The sequence below is a fragment of the Myxococcus llanfairpwllgwyngyllgogerychwyrndrobwllllantysiliogogogochensis genome (assembly GCF_006636215.1).
Taxonomy (GTDB): Bacteria; Myxococcota; Myxococcia; order Myxococcales; family Myxococcaceae; genus Myxococcus; species Myxococcus llanfairpwllgwyngyllgogerychwyrndrobwllllantysiliogogogochensis.
In genome coordinates, this window is record NZ_VIFM01000088.1 from 20,127 (window position 1) to 38,550 (window position 18,424).

Consider the following 18,424-nt stretch of genomic DNA (forward strand, 5'->3'; position numbering starts at 1 on the left):
GTTCTTTCGAAACTCGTTGGAGGCGAGTGACGCGAGGCTCAGAGGCCCCCGAGCTGCGCGCTCGGATGCGCCGTGCGCAGCTGGACCAGGGATGCGAGACAGCTCTGCCATTCACCCTTCGCCATCGAGCCGGTGAACTCCCCCAGCACGGGCGACACGACGCGGGCGAAGTTCTCGTCATCCAGGCCCAGGTCCCTCACCAGCTCAATCACGCGGCGCTTGGCGACGCTGGCCGACAGGCGCTTCTGCACTTCGCCCTCGCGCGCTTCCTTCGCCCGGCCCGGAGGCAGACCGAAGAGCATCTTGCGCAGGAAGTCCCGCAGCGCCGCGACGTCCGCGAACCTCTCGCCGCCACCCGCCGACGGAGCCTCCTTCGCGCCCGCCGGCTTCCAGCCCTCCGGCAGGTGCGTGGGACGGTGCTTCTCCCAGAGCAGGCGCACGGCGAACAGGCCCACTTCACGGTCCGCGCTCTGCATCAACCACGCGAGCCGCTCCGCGCCGCCCAGCCGCGCGTAGTGCCGGCGGATGAGCTCCACGGCGACCTCGCGCGTGCTGCGCTTGGTGCTCTCCGTGAGGGAGAAGACCTTCACGGCGTCCAGTTCCTCCGGGTGCAGCACGTAGCGAGCGTCCGCGCCGTCCTCGCCCGCGCGCAACAGCGCATCATAGGCCAGGTTGCGAATCTCCTTCGCCTCGGCCTCGGCCAGCTCGTACACCCGCGTGTGCCAGCCCCAGGCGCGCAGCTCCGCGCGGGTGATGGCCAGGCCGAAGCGGCGCACGTCGTCGCGCGCGTCGAACAGCGCGGGCCACAGCTTCTCCGGCGTGTACGCCTTGCGAGGCGCCTTCGGCTTGAGCTCGTACGACTTCGACTCCGGCTGCTCCGGGCCGATGACCGGGTGGTGGCAGCGCAGGTACGTCTGGGCGAACGTGCGCACGGGCACCGGCTGCTTTGCCCCCAGCGCCAGCTCGAACAGGCGCTCCAGGCCCGCCGCCGCGTCACCCGTGTCGCTGAAGTCCGCCGGCACCACGTACTCCAGCAGGTAGCGGTGGGCGAAGTCGTGCAGCGTCGGGTCCGCCCGGCGCGCCAGCGCCAGCAGCCAGGGCACCGTGAGCTGCCGCGCGGTGAACAGCTTGCGGTTGCCCAGGATGGCCAGCGCCACTTCCCGGTGCTTCGCGCTGAAGACCAGCCCCTTCACCTTCTCCACGTCCAGCCCGGGCAGGCTGTCCGCGCGCTTCAGCCACGTCGCCATCTGGTCGCCGAAGTTCGGGTTCGCCGCCTTATCCAGCATCCACTCCGGACCGATGACCGCGGGCGTGTAGGCCGACAGCGCCTTCACCACCAACCCCTCCACCGGGTAGCGCTTCTTCTTCAGGCGCGGGTCCTCGAGCAGCTCCTTCCAGAAGGCCACCGGCATCTCGCCAGCGGCGTACTTGGAGGAGACGAAGCCCTTGGCCCAGTTGAGCTGCTCGGAGGTGCCCAGGTACATGTCCCGCAGGAAGCCCGACGTCAGCTCCGCGCGGTCGAACGACTGCTCCAGGGACTTGGCCGCGAAGGCCGCCGTGGACTTGTACGACAACAGCCGCCCCAGCAGCTCCAGCCCCAGCTCGCGCGGGTTGCGCTTCTCCAGCACCGCCGCGGCGAACGACTTCACGTCGCTTTCGCCCTGGGCCACCAGCTCCGCCAGCCGGTCCGCCGCCAGGTCCTGCGCGTGCGCCCGCGCGTACTCAATCGCGTACGTGCGCGCCTTGCCACTGGGAGACAAGAGCAACGCGAGCACGGCTTCGTGCAGGCCCAGCGCGCGCAGCTTGCCCTGGTGGAACTCCGGCGAGCCCTGCAGCGTCTCCACGAGGAAGTCGTGCGCGCTGCCCAGCGGCCGGCGGGCGAGCCTGTCCAACCACGCGGGCGTCACCTTGCGCAGCGCCTCCGGGAAGTCCTTGCGCAGGCCCTGGATGGCGAAGCGGGCGGCCGGGTCCGACAGACACGTGTCGAGCAGCCGCATCAGCGCGTCCGGCGAGCGCTTCCACGCGTCGGGGAACGCGCGGTGCTTCAGCGTGTCGTTCGGCGGCTGGATGGGGAAGGCGCTGGCGGTGTAGTTGCCGCTTTCAGTGGCCCAGATGTGGTGGGCCACCCAGACGGAGTGCCAGGACGTGTCCTCGTCGTAGTGACGCAGCACCTCCACGGCGAACTGCGGGTACAGCTCCGGGACGGCGGCGCCCAGGTGGCGCAGGTAGCGCCACGCGCGGCGGCGCAGGTACTGGAGCGTGCCGCCGGAGACCTCGTGCCGGTACGACTGGCGGCGCTCCACGTCGAAGCGCCAGGCGAGCACGCCGAACAGCTCCGCGTCGTGGTTGGCCTCGGCCAGCTTGTAGATGCGCTTGAGGCCGCCCCACAGGCCGAACTTCAAGTCCGCCTTGCGCGCCAGCTCCAGGATGATGGCGCGCGAGGCGTCGGTGTTCTTCGCGTAGAGCGAGACGAGCAGATCCGCCAGCGCGAGCCGCGCGGGCTGGGGCACGTCCTTCTGCGCCTTGAAGCGCTGCCACGCCTCGGAGGAGGCCTCGCGGCGGCTCTCGGAGCTGTACCGGGCCTGTGCCTGGGAGAGCGAGCGCAGCAGCTTCTCGAAGGTGAAGGCGTCCTTGGGCGGGGCCTTTCCTTCCTCGGGCTCCGGCTCCGACTGCTCGAGGAGGGCGAGCACGGCATCGGCCAGGTCCGGCGACTCCGCCTGGGCCAACCGCTCGAGGTCTGCTGCGTTCAGCGCATCGCTCGTCGACATGGGCCTGGGGACTTACCACAAGCCGACTGCCTGGACAGCGGGGGAGCGCTGGGGTCCGGGAGTTCTCGGTTTCGGCTGTTCCGCGAGGGCCACCGAGCCTGGCGCCCGGTTACGAGCCCAGGTCCACGCCCCCGCCGGAGCTGCTCTTCCGGTTGTCGAAGTACGTCAGGTCCACGAGCAGCGCGGCGGCCAGCACCATTTGACGCAGCCTGCCGTCGTTGCACGCGGGCTGGAAGTCCAGGCTGAAGTTGTCCGCGTCGCTGAAGGTCTCCTGCAAGAGTCCGCTCCACCGCTTGCGGATGACGGCGACCTCTTCGCCTCGCTGGAGGATGCGGAACGTCCAGGGTTTGAAGAAGGGCCCTTCCACGGTGGCCATCACCACGCCCGCGGGCGAGAGGATGTCGAACCGGCGGCTGAAGAAGCGGAAGCGCTGGACGATGGTGCCCATGGGCCGGTCATCCCAGGCCATCACCTCCGCTCGCGCGAAGAAGATGTGCCAGGGCAGCTCCACCGCCAGGGCCAGCGTGCCGCCCACCGTCATGCACTCCAGCCGCGCGCGGTAGAAGGGCCAGAAGTTGCGCAGGAGCTGTGACGCCCAGCCATCGCCCGTCTCGCCCACGTACACGGTGTTGCGGCCCTCCGCGTCGCAGACCTCGTAGCGGTTCTTCCCCTCCCAGCCGATGAGGATTTCGAGCGCCTCCCGGAACTGGCGCATGCGCACCTGGGCCGCCGTCAGCACGGCCTCCAATGACAGGCGCAGCTCCACGCTCATGTAGCGCGGGTCTCCCGGAGGGCCCTTTCCGGCGAGCATCTCCTGGGGCGGGTCTTCTTGGGGAACACCCTGCTCGTCGGCCTTGGGACGCGGCGCGCGCGCGCCCCAGTCCAGCTCCAGCTCCGCGTCGTTTCCCGCCCAAGGCTTGTTGCCCATGTCGCGGAGCCTTAAGTGGCGCCCTCGCGGGATGCAAACGGGGCGCTTCGGACCTCAGGGGTCGCTGCTCGACAGGGGAAGCCAGGTGGGCTGGATGTCCGGCGTGACGACCCCCTGCGCGGGGAGGTCCACCTCCGCGCGGTGTATCACCCAGTGCGGGGCCAGGTGGTTCCTGCCCATCAGGACGTAGGTGTAGCGGCCCGCGGGCAGGTGCTCGAACGTGGAGGTGGTGTCCGACGCGGTGGGAATCCCCAGCGTCTCCGCGAGGTGCTCCAGCTCTTCCCACGTGCTTGGGGCCAGCACGGTGCCGGCGAACAGGTGGTAGCGGAGGACCGTCACGGCATGCGTCGGGTTGGTGGCGAGGGGCGAAGGTCGCAGCTTCAGCGTGGCGCCGCCGTCCAGCTCCTGGAGGTGGATCACCTTGCGCTCGCCCGGCCCCAGCTTCACGCGCAGGGGCATGAAGCGGACGGTGTCTCCCTGCTGCGTCGTCGTCTCCCGGGCGATGAGGGTGTATTCCCCGGGCGCCAGTCCCGTCGCGTGGAAGTCGCCGCTGTCCTCCTCCAACATGACGGCCTCCGCGCCAGCCGGAGACAGGGGATGCAGGTAGAGGAAGGTGCTCACGGGCCGGCCCTCGCGGTCCTTCACCGTGCCATCCAGCCGGGCGCCCGTGGACACGCGCAGCTCCAGCGTCGTCTCTCCCGGGCCCACCTGCCGGCTCAGTGGCAGGTAGTCCGGATGGGAGGCCTCCAGGCGGAAGGAGGTGCCCGACTCCGTGGGAGGCAGCTCGAAGGCGCCATCGGCGGCGGTGCGCGCGTGCGCCAGGGATTGCTCCTCGGGGTCCTCCTCCCCCACGGACGGGGTGAGGGGGAGGTACGCCTGCACTTCCACGCCGACCACCGGTGCGGACGTCGCCGCGTCCAGCACCCGGCCGCGCAGCCGACGCCCCGCCTTGAGGACCACGTCACCCAGGTCCGTGTCCTGGCCCGGCTCCACGTGGACCTCCCGCAGCACGCGCGCGAGGCCCGGCGCCTCCAGCGTCAACCACGTGCGGCCCGGCTCCTCCACGGGGATGTGGAAGGTGCCGTCCGGCTCGCGAAAGAACTCCTCGTTGACCTCGAAGCGGGTGATGGGCGTGCGGTCCTCGCGCACCAGCCGGCCCCGGATGCCCCCCTGATAGCGCAGCACCAGCTTCACGTTCGTCGACCCGGCCGCCGCGATGACCTGGGGAGTTCGCGAGCGGGCCGACTCGTCTCCCTGAAGCGGCTCCGCTATCAGCTGATAGCCCTCCTTCCTGACGCTGAGCCTGCACGGGGTCGGCGACAGGTGTTCGAGCGTGAAGCGGCCCTGCTCATCCGTGATGGCGCTGGAGGCGCCATGGAAGGGAGAGCGGCCGTGGTGGAAGAAGCGCGGGCGAGCGCCATCCTCGCTGGGGACGTAGGCGTGAATCTCCGCGCCGGGCATCGGCTTGCCGGCTTCGTCCACGACGAGCCCCGACAGCGACAGCCCCGGCTCCAGTCGCAGCGTCACCGTCTTCGTCTCCGCGCCCACGAGCACGACGGAGAGCGAGGCGCGGGGCGGGCCGCCCCGGTTGCGGATGGCCCGGAGGGAGTACCGGCCCGGAGCCATTCCCCGCAGGCTGAAGGCGCCCCGCGCGTCGGTCACGGCCTCGGTGGTGGCGGCGGAGTCCTTGCCGTCTTCCACCAGGGAGACCTGGATGGCGGGCAGCGGAGCGCCGTCGGTGGTCTCCACGGTGCCCTCCACACTCGCACCGCGTTTCATGACCAGGCGCACGTCCTGGGAGGGCACCGGGGCCTGCTGCCACTCCGTGTCCAGGAAGCCCAGGGCCTGCGCCTTGAGGCGGTGGAGTCCCGGCTCGGCCAGGTTGTGCACGAAGCGCCCATTCTCGTCAGTCGACGTGTAGACGCTCTCCGCGTTGTTGAAGGGGTCGTCCACGTCCCCTGCCTCGAAGGAGGCGGGCGTGCCGTCGCGCCGGAGCTTCGAGTCGTGGCGCGACGGCATGGCGATGACCTCCGCCTCCGTCAGCGGGTTGCCCTCCGTGTCGGTGACGAGCCCCTCCATGACGAACGCGCGCTTCAGGGTGAAGTCCAGGGGCGCCGGCGTCGCCGTCACCACCACGTCGCTCACCGAGAGGAACTGGTGGCCCACGGCGGACACCGTGAAGTCGTTGTGGCCCAGCGTCGCCGAATTGAACACGAAGCGCCCATCCGCCTCCGTCGTGACATCGGTGCTCGTGGACACGTCGCCGTGGGTGTTCAGCGTCACCAGCGCGTCCGGGATGGGCTGTCCCGCCTCGTCGCGCACCTGGCCCACCACCTTGACGACGGTGCCCAGATGCAGCGTCACCTCCACGTCGGCTTGCTCCTCCGCGAGCGTGGTCTCCGTCTCTCCCTGCTGGTCGCCCCGCCGCGCCCGTAGCACGTAGCTGCCCGGCGCCATGTCCTCCAGGATGAAGCGCCCGTCCGCGTCTGTGATTGAGGTGAGGGGGTCCTCGGCGTCGCTCTCGGGCTCGTAGTCGGAATCGTGGGCGCGGACCTGGACCCCCGGGACGGGACGTTCGTCCAGGAGCACCTGACCCAGGATGCGCCGGGGCCGGTGCAGCACCAGGTCCTCGGCCGAAAGCTCCTCCGGAACGAGGTTCGTCTGGTGCGCGGTCAAGAACCCCGGACTGGAGACGACCAGCGCGTAGTCGCCCTCGGGCAGCGGTCCGATGCGGAAGCGGCCCTCCGCGTCGGTGCGGGTCTCGAAGTAGCGCGAGTGCTCGGCGTGGAACAGCGTCACGCTGGCATCCACCACGGGCCTCACGGCCTCGTCCACGACGCGGCTGGAGAACACGGCGCTCGGCTGGAGGACCAGCTCCACGTCCTGCGCGTGGGTCTCCACGTCCAGCTCCAGCGCGGAGCCCTGGGGCCCCACGGCCCACAGCGCGACGCTGCCCTCGGGCAGTCCCTCCAGCACGAAGGTGCCGTCCTGGGCCGTGGTGGCGCGCGTCAGCAGGGGGGCCGTGCCCCGGCCTTCGTCGATGAGTCCTCGCAAGTCATGCAGGGCCCTCGGGTCCTCGCAGGCGGAGGAGGACAGGGGCGTCTCGACATCCTTGCCGCAGGGGAGGCCGGACAGGGACTCGCCGGGCAGGGCCCGCGACGCGGAGACCTCCACCCCCTGGGCGGGTGCTCCGTCCTCGGTGAGCACGCGGCCTCGGAGGGACAGCGAGCCGCGCGGCGGAGGCGTGGGTTCGCTGGGGCCGGGCAGCTCCCGGGAGGAGGGCCTGGAGACGGTGGGCGTGGCGTCGCCGTCGTCGGGGGCGCGGAAGGTGACGACGGCGATGACCGAGCTCAGGCCAATCACCCCGAGCATGAGCGCCACCACGGCTGGCCTTCGCATGGTCCCCTCCCGTCGGGGGCCCACGCTAGCAGGGCGCTCGGGGCGAAGTCGCCGGGGGCTCAGGCGCGAGCGGGGAGCGACTCCAGGCGGGCCTTCTCCGCGACGATGAGGTCCCGGACGTGGTCGCGCAGGACGGCGACGTCGTCGAAGCCGCTGACGTCCACTGGGGGCATGACCTGGACGTGGCAGTGGGCGGAGGTCTGCATCACCAGTCCATGCTTGGGCAGCACGCGCGCCGTGCCGGTGAGGACGATGGGGATGATGGGGCAGCGCATCTTCAGGGCGAGCGCGAAGGCGCCATCCTTGAAGGGCTTGAGCTGGCCGTCCGCGGAGCGCGTGCCCTCCGGGAACATGAGGATGGGGACGCCGCGCTCCAGCCAGCGCTCACTCAGCCGCATCATCTTGATGATGCTCGGCTTGTCGCCGCGCACCAGGGGCACGTAGCGGTTGAGGCTCATGTTCCAGCCGATGAGCGGCAGCCGGAAGTTGGCCTGCTTGGAGACCCACTTGAAGGGGCGGTACAGGCCGAAGAGGACGAGGATGTCGCCGAGCGACTCGTGGTTGGACACGAGCACGGCGGGCCCGTGCCACGGCAGGTGCTCGCGGCCGTCCACCCGCAGGTGCCACAGCGGGTTGACGTAGAAATACAGCTGCGCCCAGAAGCACGAGTACAGGTGCAGCACCCGGCCGTTGCGGTCGAACGGCGTGGTGACAGCCCACACCACGATGGCACCCAGGAAGAGCACCAGGCTGGAGAGCGCGAGGAACGTCCAGAAGAGGATGGAGAACAGGAGTCGAATGGCGCCCGCAGTGTGCCACAGGCCCGCGAGCGGAGGGCAAGGGAGTTGGGCGAGGTGTCACGCCCGCACGTGGATGGCCACTGGCGCGGCGGGGAGCGGCAGGTGCGTCGGAAAATCAGAAGCGAGCTGATACTCCGATGACGCCAGTCGTGGCAGCACGACGAGCCGCGTGGCTTCGAGTGCCACCAGGGGCAGCGGCCGCTCCACTTCCAGGAACAGGGCGCCTCGCGCCGTCAGCCGGGGCGGCGCGTGGGTCAGCTCCACCGCGCCCGCCACCATGAACAGATGGGAGCCCGGCGCCATCAGCAGCTGCTGTCCTGGCGCGAGGACATGCTCCTCTCCGCGCAGCAGCCACGCGCGTCGCTCCTTCCGGCCCAGGTGCGCATAGCGGCGCTGCCCCCGCAGCATGTCGTCGAAGAGGCGCTCCGCCAGGGTGCCCCAGACCTTCCTGCACAGGCCCGCGTCCTGCTCCAACAGCAGACGCAGCGCGGCGCCCGGAATCCGCACCACGGTGGAGGTCGCCGCCGTGCGCACCGTCGCCGAGCGCCGACCTCCCACGAGCGTGGAGAGTTCCCCGAACACCGTGCCGCTGCCGAGCTGATTCACCAGGTCTTCATCGGCGCCGTTCCGGGCGAGCACGTACGCCGCGCCCCGCGCGAGCAGGTACAGCTCGTCGCTCACTTCACCCTGGCGGAAGACATCGTGGCCCGCGGGCAGCTCCTGTATCTGGGCCCGCGCGGCGAGCGCCTTCAGTGCGCGCGTGTCGAAGTGGGCGAAGAGCGGCGACGACTTGAGCTGCCGCGCCACCTTCCCGCGCAGCAGGCGGGAGCCTCCTGGCAGCCGGTACGCCCACTTCATCGCCGTCTCCACGGGCTTGCGCAGACCGCGCCCGCACATGACGCGCAGCACACCGACGATGTTGGCCCGAGTCACCGGAGCGAGCGTCAACAGTCCGTGCCCCTGCGCGTAGCCGGGGTTGGCTTCGATGAAGTAGCGCGCGGAGAGCTTGTCGCACTGTCGCCAGTAGTCGCGCTCCACCTCGGAGTCACGGGTGCACCAGCCCACTTGGCGCAAGAGCGGGTTCGTCGGGTCCACGCGGGCGAGCCCGAACTCCGAGCCGAGCTCGTCGAGGAAGGCGCGCAGTGGGGAGGGAATGGGCTGCTCGCGGCGAGGCCACAGCTCGGTGCAGTACTTGGCGAACAGGGCGTAGCTGGAGGGGTGGACCAGCGCGCCCAGGTAGTACGCGGGGCGGCCCGGGTGACGCAGCAGGTACTTCAGCATGTGGAACAGCCCGAAGCGTGTGTTGGTGTTGCCGCCCCGGTACGCGCGCAGCGAGCCGGCTTCCGCGCGGAACACCGCCGTCGTCACGCCGCCCAACTGCTTCTCGAAGACGTGCAACGCGAAGTAGCCGACGAGCGCGCCCTCTTCGTTGCGGTGGAGCTGAATCCAGGTGTGCTCGGCGGTGGATTCCACCACGTACCTGGCGAAGCCCTCTTTCGTGACGCCCTCGAAGATTTCTTGATGCACGGCGTAGAGCGCGTCCGTCAGGTGTCGTCGCTGCTCGGCGGACAGGGACTGGGGGATGACGACCTCGGTGCTCGCAATGCGGGACATGGTGGAGCGGTTCTCCGTTCTTCTGGCAGCGGGCCTGCGCGGCGCCGTTGCCAAGTAAGTCCGGACATGACGAGCGAGGATGCCCACCAGGGGTGGATGCCGAGTCCTCAACGTCGACCGCGTTTCAGGGCACGCGCGCGCGTTCGAAGATGATGCGAGCCCTTGTACGAAGGTCTTGCTCGCGTCCAGGCCGTGCCGGGTGGAGCAGGGCGCGCGGGCGCATGTGCTGGGGCCGCCTCATGGCCGCGTGTCCTTGTGGGGCGTCCAGACGGGCGTCACGTCGCGCACCACCGTGCCCGCCTCGGGAATGTCGATGACCTCGCGATAGATGCCCCTCCGGTCGTTCGTCACGAGGAAGAGCGTCGCCTTGCCCGGCGGAAGGCTCCGGAAGGTCATTGTTCCATTCTCGCTGACTTCGTGAGGTAGCGAGCGTTCAGGCAGTTCGGCGTCCTGGTGGTTCAAGACCGAGTGAGGGACCTCGCCCGCGAGCAGGGCCGTCACGCGGCGAGCAGGGCCGTTCACGCGCAGCTCCAGGGTGGCGCCCGCGGAGCGGGCCTTCAAGGTGACGGAAACGTCGCCGCTCGAGGGAATCTGGACGTGTTGGGGCGCGTAGGTCTCGAAACTCCCTGGATGGGGGCTGGCTCGCGCCTGGTAGTCGCCTGGCGGGAGGTCTCGCACGACGACGCTCGGACCGTCTGGTGAGACTTCGACCCTCGTTCGGGACAGGCCCCTGTCTTCGCGGTCCAGGAAGACGGAAGCCCGCGCGGGCTGGCCCCGTGCGTCCAGGACGGAGACCTCCACCCGGGCGCCTTTTTCGAGGAGCACCGTGAGGCCTTCCTGGGGGCCCGGGGCGAGCGTCAGCCGCTTCGTGGGGTACCCTTCGGCCATGACATCCAGCGTGGTGGAGCGCTCGTCCACGTGAGGGATGGAGAAGGAACCATCCGGAGGCGTGAGCTCCTGGGTCCAGTGAGGCTCCAGCGGATCTCCGTGCAATGCCTCCGGGTTGATGAAGAGCATGGCGCGCGCCACCGGAGCGGAGGTCTCCGCATCCAGCACGTGTCCGGCCACCCTGCGTCCTGGGCTCATCCGGACCTCGCCCAGGTCCACCACCTCCGTGTCGTGATGCACCTCGACCTCGCGGACCACGGGCGCCAGGTTTTTCGCCCGGAGCACGACAGTCCATGAGCCCGCGCGCTCCACGTTCAGGGAGAACTCGCCGCGGGGATGCTCCACGGTGCGACCCCCGAGTTGGAAGCGGGTGAGGGGCTTGCCGTCGGGACCGGCCACGCGTCCGTGGATGCGTCCCTGTCGCGACATGACCAGGCGGACAGGCGGTCCTCCCTCTTGGGCATGAAGTGAATCCAGGCCGGGCTGGCCTCCCGTGGAAAGGGCGGGCACGAGGTGAAAGGCCTCCTTCGTCACGCTCAGCTCCACCTCCCGGTTCGGCAGATTCCGTAGCGTGAAGCGACCATCTGACTGGGTGCGAGTGAAGGGGTCCCTGGACGAGCGGTAATGGCCCGCTCGCCACGTGGGGGTGGCATCAGGAGGCTCATGGATGAAGACCCCGGCACCAGAGAGGGGTTGTCCCCCGAGGTCCTCGACTCGGCCGGACAACGTCCAGCCGGCCGCGAGGCGCAAATCCACGTGGGCCTCTTGTTGGTCGCGCAGTTCCAGGGGCTGGGTGGCGAAGCGCTCCACGGCTCCGGATTCGTGGGCGGCTTCGAGCATGAACCGACCCCGCTTCAATCCCCCGAACGCATAGCGGCCTTGCGAGTCCGTCCAGGTCTTGCTCACCGCGTTGTCCATCCATGGATTGCTCGCCAGGTCTTCCTTGGGAGGCACGGCCAACAAGCGCACGGGGAGCCCGGGCATGGGCGTGTCCAGCTCATCGAAGACCGTGCCGGAGACCGTGGCTCCCCGTTTCAAGACCCAGTGGACCTCCGCATCCGGGGCCCGGACCTGGAGTTCTTCCTGCCGGAAGAGAGGGTCCTTCGTGAGCTTCAGGAGGAAGGTTCCTGACTCGGGGAAGTTCAGGTGGAAACGGCCCTGCTCATCCGACAAGGCCTCGTAGGGCGCGAGGCGTCGTGCGTCGTCGGTCTTGGAGAAACGAGGGTTGTCGACCGTGATGAGCGCGCCTGGCACGGGCCGACCTGCTTCATCGACGAGGACCCCGTCGACCCAGAGTGGAGTGCGCAGGGTGAAGTCGAGCCGCTGCGTGCCGGGGGCCAGCTTCTGGAGGGATGCCCTGGCTCGAAAATGGCGAGGAGCGGTGACGTCGAGGTCGTGGGGGATGGGGGGCAGCGGGCCGAGCCGGTAGTGGCCCGTGGCATCCGTGGTGACCTCCGTGCGCCACTGGAGCCTGGCACGCTCCAGGAGGGTGATGGTGGCGCCCTCGATGAAGGCTCCAGACTCGTCGCACACGGTCCCCTCCAGGAGGGTCGCGCGATTCAACTCCAGGATGACCTCGGACGCGGGGGCGTGGGTCATCACGTCGACCTGGGTCCTGGCGTGGAACTCGTCCCGGCTGGCATCGAGCTGGAACAGATGCGAGGGGAGTGCCTCGAAGGCGAAGCGTCCCTGGGCGTCCGTGGTGTCTTCGGTCCCAGGACCATGCCCCGTGCTGGTGAGGTCCCGCAGAAGGACTGTCGCGTTGGGGACAGGGGCTCCCTGGAGCATCACGCGGCCGACGACGCGTCGGGGCCGCAGGAGTTTCACGCGCATCTCCATCCGCGGGTCTTCAAGGGCGGGAAGCCAGCCGTCCTTGGCGAAGGCGAGGACATAATCGTCTCCGATGGGGAGGGGCCCGATGCGATAGCGCCCGCCGGCGTCCGTTTCCCCGTCGAAGAAACGCGTGGAACCCTGATGCACGACGGTCACCTGGACCTGGGCCAGGGGCGCGAGGTCCTCGTCGATGACCTGTCCCTCCAGGAACACGCCTTCCTCGAGCCGGAGCCGGAGCCCCTGTGTTCCCGCTGGGACATCCGGTTGCAGACGCGCTTCTCGCGAGCCGATGGCCCAGAGTGTGAAATCTCCCTCGGGGAGGTTGTCGAGGATGAAGCGACCGTCCTCCGCGGTAAAGGTCTCCGCGTACATGGGAGCTTCTCCCTGGCGCGAGAGGAGCAGCTCCAGGGTGGGGCCCGGGTCCGTGAGGAAACACAGCGGAAATCGGTCACGGTCTCCGCGACGGTGAGGCAGCACCTGCTCACAGGTCAGCTCGGAGAGTGTTTGACCTGCCTCGGGATGCGTGGCCGTGACGCGGACTCCGGCGAGCGGGCCTTCATCTCCGAGCACGACGCCCTGGATGCTCAGCGTGCCTTTGGGACGTGGCGCGGGAGGCGGGAGCACGAAGCCCGTTCCCGTTCGAGGCGCGAGTGCTCGCTGGGTGGCTGTAGGCGCTTCGGGCTTTTGGGGAAGAAGCCCACCCAGGATGCCCGCCAGCACGAGAACTCCGATTGCGACCATCACCCGTCGCTGCACCCGCATGCCGCCTCCGCTCGCCACGCCCGCGAATGCAGCCGCGGCTGTGTCCGGAGCACTGACACCTGGGCTGGGATTTGGTTCGCGCGGTGATGACTTTATCGCGAGACGTGCGCGTATGCGGGGCGCCTACCGCCGGATGGCCTGCCAGACGGGCGTCACGTCGCGCACCACCGTGCCCGCTTCGGGAATGTCGATGACCTCTCGATAGCTGCCCCGCCAGTCGTTGGAGATCAGGATGAGTGTCAGCTTTCCGGAGGGGAGGTTCCGGAAGGTCATCGTTCCCTCCTTGCTGACTTCATGAGGAAGGGAACGTTCGCGCAGTCGCGAGAAGTCGTAGCCCTCGCGCGACCAGGAGTCTTCGCCGGAGACGAGCACCAGGGTGAAGCGCGGTGGGCTGCGCACGCGCAGCTCCAGGGTGGCGCCTTCGGACCGCGCCTTCAGCATGATGGAGACTCCGCCGCTCGCGGGAATCTGGACGCGCCGCGAGTCGTAGCTTTCCAGCCTCCCTTCGCCAGCAGCGGCGTGCATCCAGTAGGCGCCTGGCGCGAGGTCTCGCATGACGAAGAGTCCCTCGGCGGGGACCTCGATGGTGTAGGGGGACGACTCCCTGCCTTCACGGTCCAGGAAGACGGTTGCGCTCGTGGGCTGACCCCGCGCGTCCAGGACGGAGAACTCCACCCGCGCGCCCTTCTCCAGGCGCACCGTGAGGTCTTCCTGGGAACCTGGGGCCAGGTTCAGTTTCCTGGAGAGATAGCCGCGGGCCCGGACGTTCAGTGCGGAGGAGCGCTCGTCCACGCGAGCGATGGAGAAGCTTCCATCCTTCGCGGTGTACGCCTGGGTCCAGTATGTGTAGGGGTGGAGCGTCACGCTGTCGAAGTGTTCCACGTCGGGGACGAGCAGAGCGCCCTCCACCGGGGCGGAGGTCTCCGCGTCCAGTACACGTCCGGCCACCTTGCGTCCCGTGCTCATCCGAAGCTCGCCCAGGTCCACCACCGCCGTGTCGTGAGGCACCTCGACCTGACGGAATACCGGCGCCAGGCCCTCGGCCTTAAGGATGACGGGCCACGAGCCCGCGCTCCCCACGTCCAGCGAGAACTCGCCTTGGGGATGCTCCACGTCCTCTCTCATGAGCTGGAAGCGCGTGAGGGGCTTGCCGTCCGGGCCCACCACGCGCCCGTGGATGCGGGCCCGTCGCGACATGACGAGGCGGACAGGCGGTCCGCCCTCATGGGCATGCAGTGAGTCGAGCCCGGGTCTGCCGCCGGTGGACAGGTGAGGCGCGAGGCGGAAGGACTGCTTCGTCACGCTCAGTTCCACGTCCTGGCTCGGCAGGTTTCGCAGCGTGAAGTGTCCGTCTGACCGGGTGCGCGTGACGGGGTCCGCGGCGTGGTGGCGATGGCCCACGCGCCACTTGGGAGTGGAGTCCGGCGGAGACTGGATGAGGACGTCGGCGCCGGAGAGCGGTTGTCCTTGGGTGTCCACCACGGTGCCTGACAGCGTCCAGCCCGCCTCGAGGCGCAGGTCCACGTGGGCCTCCTGCCGCGCTCCCAGCTCCAGGTGTCGGGTGACGAAGCGCTCCACTGCGCCGGATTCGTGGACGGCTTCGAGCACGTACCGTCCTGGCTTCATGCCCCCGAATGCATAGTGGCCTCGCGTGTCCGTCCGGGTCTCGCTCAGCACCTCGGGCCACGGGCTGCTCGTCGAGCCTTCTTCGGGCGGCTCGGTCGACAGGCGCACGAGGAGCCCAGGCATGGGCGTTTCCAGCTCGTCGAAGACGGTGCCGGAGACAGTGGCTCCTCGCTTCAAGACCCAGCGGACCTTCGTGTCCGGGGCCTGGACCTGGAGTTCTTCCATCCGGAAGCGAGGCTCGTCGAGGAGCTTCAGGAGGAAGGACCCCGGCGTGGGGAAGTTCAGGTGGAACCGGCCCTGCTCATCCGACCGGGCCTCGTAGGGCGCGAGGAGGAGCGTGTCGTCGGTGTCCTCGGAAGGAGGATTGTCGACGGTGACGTACACGTCCGGGACGGGGCTCCCTGCTTCATCGACGAGGACCCCGTCGACCCAGAGCGGGGTGCGCAGCGTGAAGTCGAGCCGCTTCGTGCCAGGACTCAGCTCCGCGAAGGATTCGCCGGTGGGAAAGTGTCGAGGGGAGGTGAGCTCCAGTTCATGGGGCGCGAGGGACAGCGGGCCGAGCCGGTAGTGGCCCATGGCGTCCGTGGTGGTCTCCACGGACTGGCGCTGTGCTCGACGTTCCTGGATGAGGAGGCGCACGCCTTCGATGGCGGCTCCGGCTTCGTCCGTCACGGTGCCTTCCAGCATGGCTCCGGGGCCCAGCTCCACGACGACCTCTTTCTGGGTGTCGTGGGTCTTCATGTCGACCAGGGCCCTGCCGTGGTGCTCGCCCTGGGTGGCGTCGAGCTGGATGTGATGCGAGGCGAGCGGCTCGAAGGTGAAGCGTCCCTGGGCGTCCGTGGTCTGCTGCTTCGCGGACCCTGGGGGCATGATGCCCCGCTCGTTGAGGGTGATGTCTCGCAGTTGGACTGTGGCCTGGGGGACGGGGGCGCCCTGTTTCGTCACTCGACCGACGAGGCGGCGGGGACGCAGGAGCTTCACGGACTCGGCGAACCAGGAGCCCTTGAGGTCCGGAATCCAGCCGTCTCTTGTGAAGGCGAGGGCGTAGTCTCCGGCGGGGAGCGGGCCGATGCGAAAGCGCCCGTCCGCGTCCGTCTCCACGTCGAAGAAGCGGGTGAAGCCTTGATGCACGGCCATCACCTGGACCTGGGGCAGGGCCGCGAGGGCCTCGTCGATGACCGTGCCCTCCAGGAACACGCCCCCTTCGAGCCGGAGCTGGAGTCCCTCCGTTCCCGCGAGGACTCCCGGTTGCAGCCGCGCACCTCGCGGGTCGATGGCCCAGAGGGTGAACGCTCCCTCGGGGAGCTGTTCGAGGGTGAAGCGGCCGTCTTCGTCCGTGACGGTCTCCGCGTACAGGGGCGCTTCTCCCTGGCGGGAGAGGAGCAGCTCCAGCGTGGTGGCGGGTTCCGTGTAGAAGCACAGGGTGAATTCCCGACGGTCTCCGCGACGGTGGGGCAGCACTTCCTCACACGTCAGCTCGGAGAGCGTCTGATGTGCTTCGGAGCGGGTGGCGGTGATGCGGACTCCCGCGAGGGGGCCCTGGTCTCCGTGCACGACACCTTGGATGCGCAGGGAGCCTTCGGCCCGTGGCGCGGGCGCGGGCAGGATGAGGCCCGTGCTCTTTCGTGGCGCGGGTGTTTGGTGTGGGGTGGGCGCATCCTCGGACTTCAGGAGGAGTGGCACCGACAGCGCGCCCAGCAGCGTGAGCACCGCGAGGGTGAGCGCCACCCGTCGCGACTTCCTCATGTCTCGTCCGTTCGCCACGTTCGCGAATGTAGCAGTGGAGTACCCCGGGGCGCCGAGGCCCGGGGGCTCGATTCAGCCGGCTCGGAGCGCGGCGGCGGAGTCTCGAGACTCCAGGGTTTGCGTATGGGCGCCCTCGGCGTCGAACAGCTCGCGCAGCCAGGGGTGGCAGGTGAAGGCAATCACCTGCTGGTGCTCGGCGATGCGGGCGAGGAGGTGGATGGCGCTTCGGGCCCGGCCGGGGTCGAAGTTCACCAGCACGTCGTCCACGATGAGCGGCAGGGCGCCTCGTGTCTCTCCGAAGTCGCGCACTACGGCGAGACGGAAAGCGAGGTAGAGCTGCTCACGAGTGCCGCGTGAGAGCTGGGCAGCGTCCCAGTCCCTCTCGCCGTCGCTCACGCGCAGTTCATGCTCGTCACCCGCGGGGATGAACACGCGGCGGTAGCGGCCCTCTGTCAGCAGGGCGAAGTGCTCCGACGCGAGCTGCACCACGCGCGGCTGTTGCTCCTCCTCGAAGCGCCGTCGCGCGCGACCCAGCAGGGCCAGCGCCAGTTTGTCCTCCGCGTAGCGCGAGGCGAGCTCCGCCACCTTCGCGCGCAAGGTCTCCTCCTGGATGCGAAGGCGCGCGAGCAGGTCGTCGTTCTCCCACTGTTCGAGCTGGTTCTGGGTGGCGCCCTGCTCGGTGAGCACCGCTTTCGATTTCTCCTGGGCCTCGGTGTGCCGTGCGCGCAGTTGGCTCAACACCGTGCGCAGACCTTCTTCCCCGCCCAGGGTGCGCAGGGCCTCGCGGGCCTCTGTGTCGGACAGGCCCGTGCGTGCCTCGATGCGGTGGGCCAGCTCGCGAGCGCGACTGGTGAGCTCCGCGTACCGGCGTGCCTGTACGGCTCGTCGACGGAAGGTCTCCTCGTCACCGCCTCCGCCCTCGGTGAGCAGCGCCGCGAGAGTGGCCTCCTCGGTGCGACACAGTTCGTCGAGTCGCGCCTTCTCTTCGCGCAGCTCGCGACGGCGCTCCTCCACCGTGCGCCGCTCCGTCTCCTGTTCGCGTGCCGCTTCGAGGGCCGCGCTCACGCGCATGACCAGCAGGTCCATGGAGCCAGACGTCAGAGACTCGGGGGCTTCGCGCGAGGAGATTGGTGCCAGCGGCGTGCCTAGATGGGCGGTGCTGTTCTCCGTCGACGACGATGGACTTGAGACTCGCTGCGCTCCGATGGATGTGGGGATGCCTCCCCCCAATGCGGCGGGTCCGTCCTCCATCACCGACGATGTACTTGAGACTCGCTGCGCTCCGATGGATGCGGAGATGGTTTCCACCAACGCGGCGGGTCGGTTCTCCGTCGTCGACGTTGTCCTGGCCGTGCTCTCGGTCGCCACGTGCGGGAGGTCGTGCTCCTGAACTCGCGGCTCCTCGGGAGTGTGGAGTCTTCTTTGCGAGCCCTGCGCCACTTCCGCCGCGAGCACTCGCAGTCGAGAGACCACGTCCGCGCAGGCTGCTTCGTCGGCGGACAGCGCCGCCTCGTCCGCCACCATGTCCTGCCAGCGCTGCCGGAGCGCCGAGGCATCGCGCCACAGGGCCAGCGCCGCCTGCGCGGGAAGTCCGGCCGGGAAACGTCGTGACGACAGACACGCGGCGAGCTCATTGCTCAGCGACGCGTGCCGCGCCTCGTGCCCGCTCAGCGCCTCACCTGTCCGCCGCTCTTCCCGCAGGGCCACGTCATGCGTGGCGCGCAGCGTGTCCCGCTCGCGTGACAGCGATTCCCGGCGCCCTGCCTGCTCCAGCGCCTCCACCAGCGCGGTCTCGTGTGCCGTCATGTCCGCGAGCGTCGCCGCCGGAGACAACCCCGCCTCCGTCGCGGAGGCGAGCAACTCCCGCCGCATCAACTCCTCGCGAGCCACGAGCCCCGAGACCTCCACCCGCTGTCGCTCCTCCTCCTGTTTCCGCTCCTGCTGTCGTGCTTCCCACGCTCCACGCTCCGCATCCCGCCCGGACTCCACGCGCCGCCGCGCCAGCTCCAGCAGTCCCGTCAGCAACAGCCCACCGACGAGCCCCAGCACCCCCACCACCG

General features: G+C 69.4%; 7 protein-coding genes and 1 pseudogene. All 8 read right to left on the bottom strand.

Annotation, left to right across the window (positions count from 1 at the left end):
* Positions 1-38: 38 nt before the first annotated feature.
* Positions 39-2,768, bottom strand: coding sequence for a hypothetical protein (locus FJV41_RS22075; RefSeq protein ID WP_141644508.1), 2,730 nt, complete (start codon positions 2,766-2,768; stop codon positions 39-41).
* A gap of 109 nt (positions 2,769-2,877) precedes the next feature.
* Positions 2,878-3,696, bottom strand: a complete 819-nt coding sequence (locus tag FJV41_RS22080; protein ID WP_141644509.1) for a phospholipid scramblase-related protein — start codon at positions 3,694-3,696, stop codon at positions 2,878-2,880.
* A gap of 54 nt (positions 3,697-3,750) precedes the next feature.
* Positions 3,751-7,095, bottom strand: a complete 3,345-nt coding sequence (locus FJV41_RS22085; RefSeq protein ID WP_141644510.1) for a carboxypeptidase-like regulatory domain-containing protein — start codon at positions 7,093-7,095, stop codon at positions 3,751-3,753.
* A 59-nt stretch (positions 7,096-7,154) separates the two neighbouring features.
* Positions 7,155-7,841, bottom strand: a complete 687-nt coding sequence (locus tag FJV41_RS22090) for a lysophospholipid acyltransferase family protein (RefSeq protein WP_141644511.1) — start codon at positions 7,839-7,841, stop codon at positions 7,155-7,157.
* Positions 7,842-7,952: 111 nt separating this feature from the next.
* Positions 7,953-9,509 (bottom strand): cyclic nucleotide-binding domain-containing protein, encoded by a 1,557-nt coding sequence (locus FJV41_RS22095; protein WP_141644512.1) that lies wholly within the window; start codon positions 9,507-9,509, stop codon positions 7,953-7,955.
* A gap of 237 nt (positions 9,510-9,746) precedes the next feature.
* Positions 9,747-12,992: a carboxypeptidase-like regulatory domain-containing protein gene (locus FJV41_RS22100; RefSeq protein WP_141644513.1), complete on the bottom strand. Its 3,246-nt coding sequence runs from the start codon at positions 12,990-12,992 to the stop codon at positions 9,747-9,749.
* Between the two features lie 123 nt (positions 12,993-13,115).
* Positions 13,116-16,364 carry a carboxypeptidase regulatory-like domain-containing protein gene (locus FJV41_RS22105; RefSeq protein ID WP_141644514.1) on the bottom strand — a complete coding sequence of 1,083 codons (3,249 nt, stop codon included), beginning with the start codon at positions 16,362-16,364 and terminating at the stop codon, positions 13,116-13,118.
* A gap of 72 nt (positions 16,365-16,436) precedes the next feature.
* A pseudogene (locus FJV41_RS22110) lies at positions 16,437-18,424 on the bottom strand (AAA family ATPase); the annotation flags it as partial.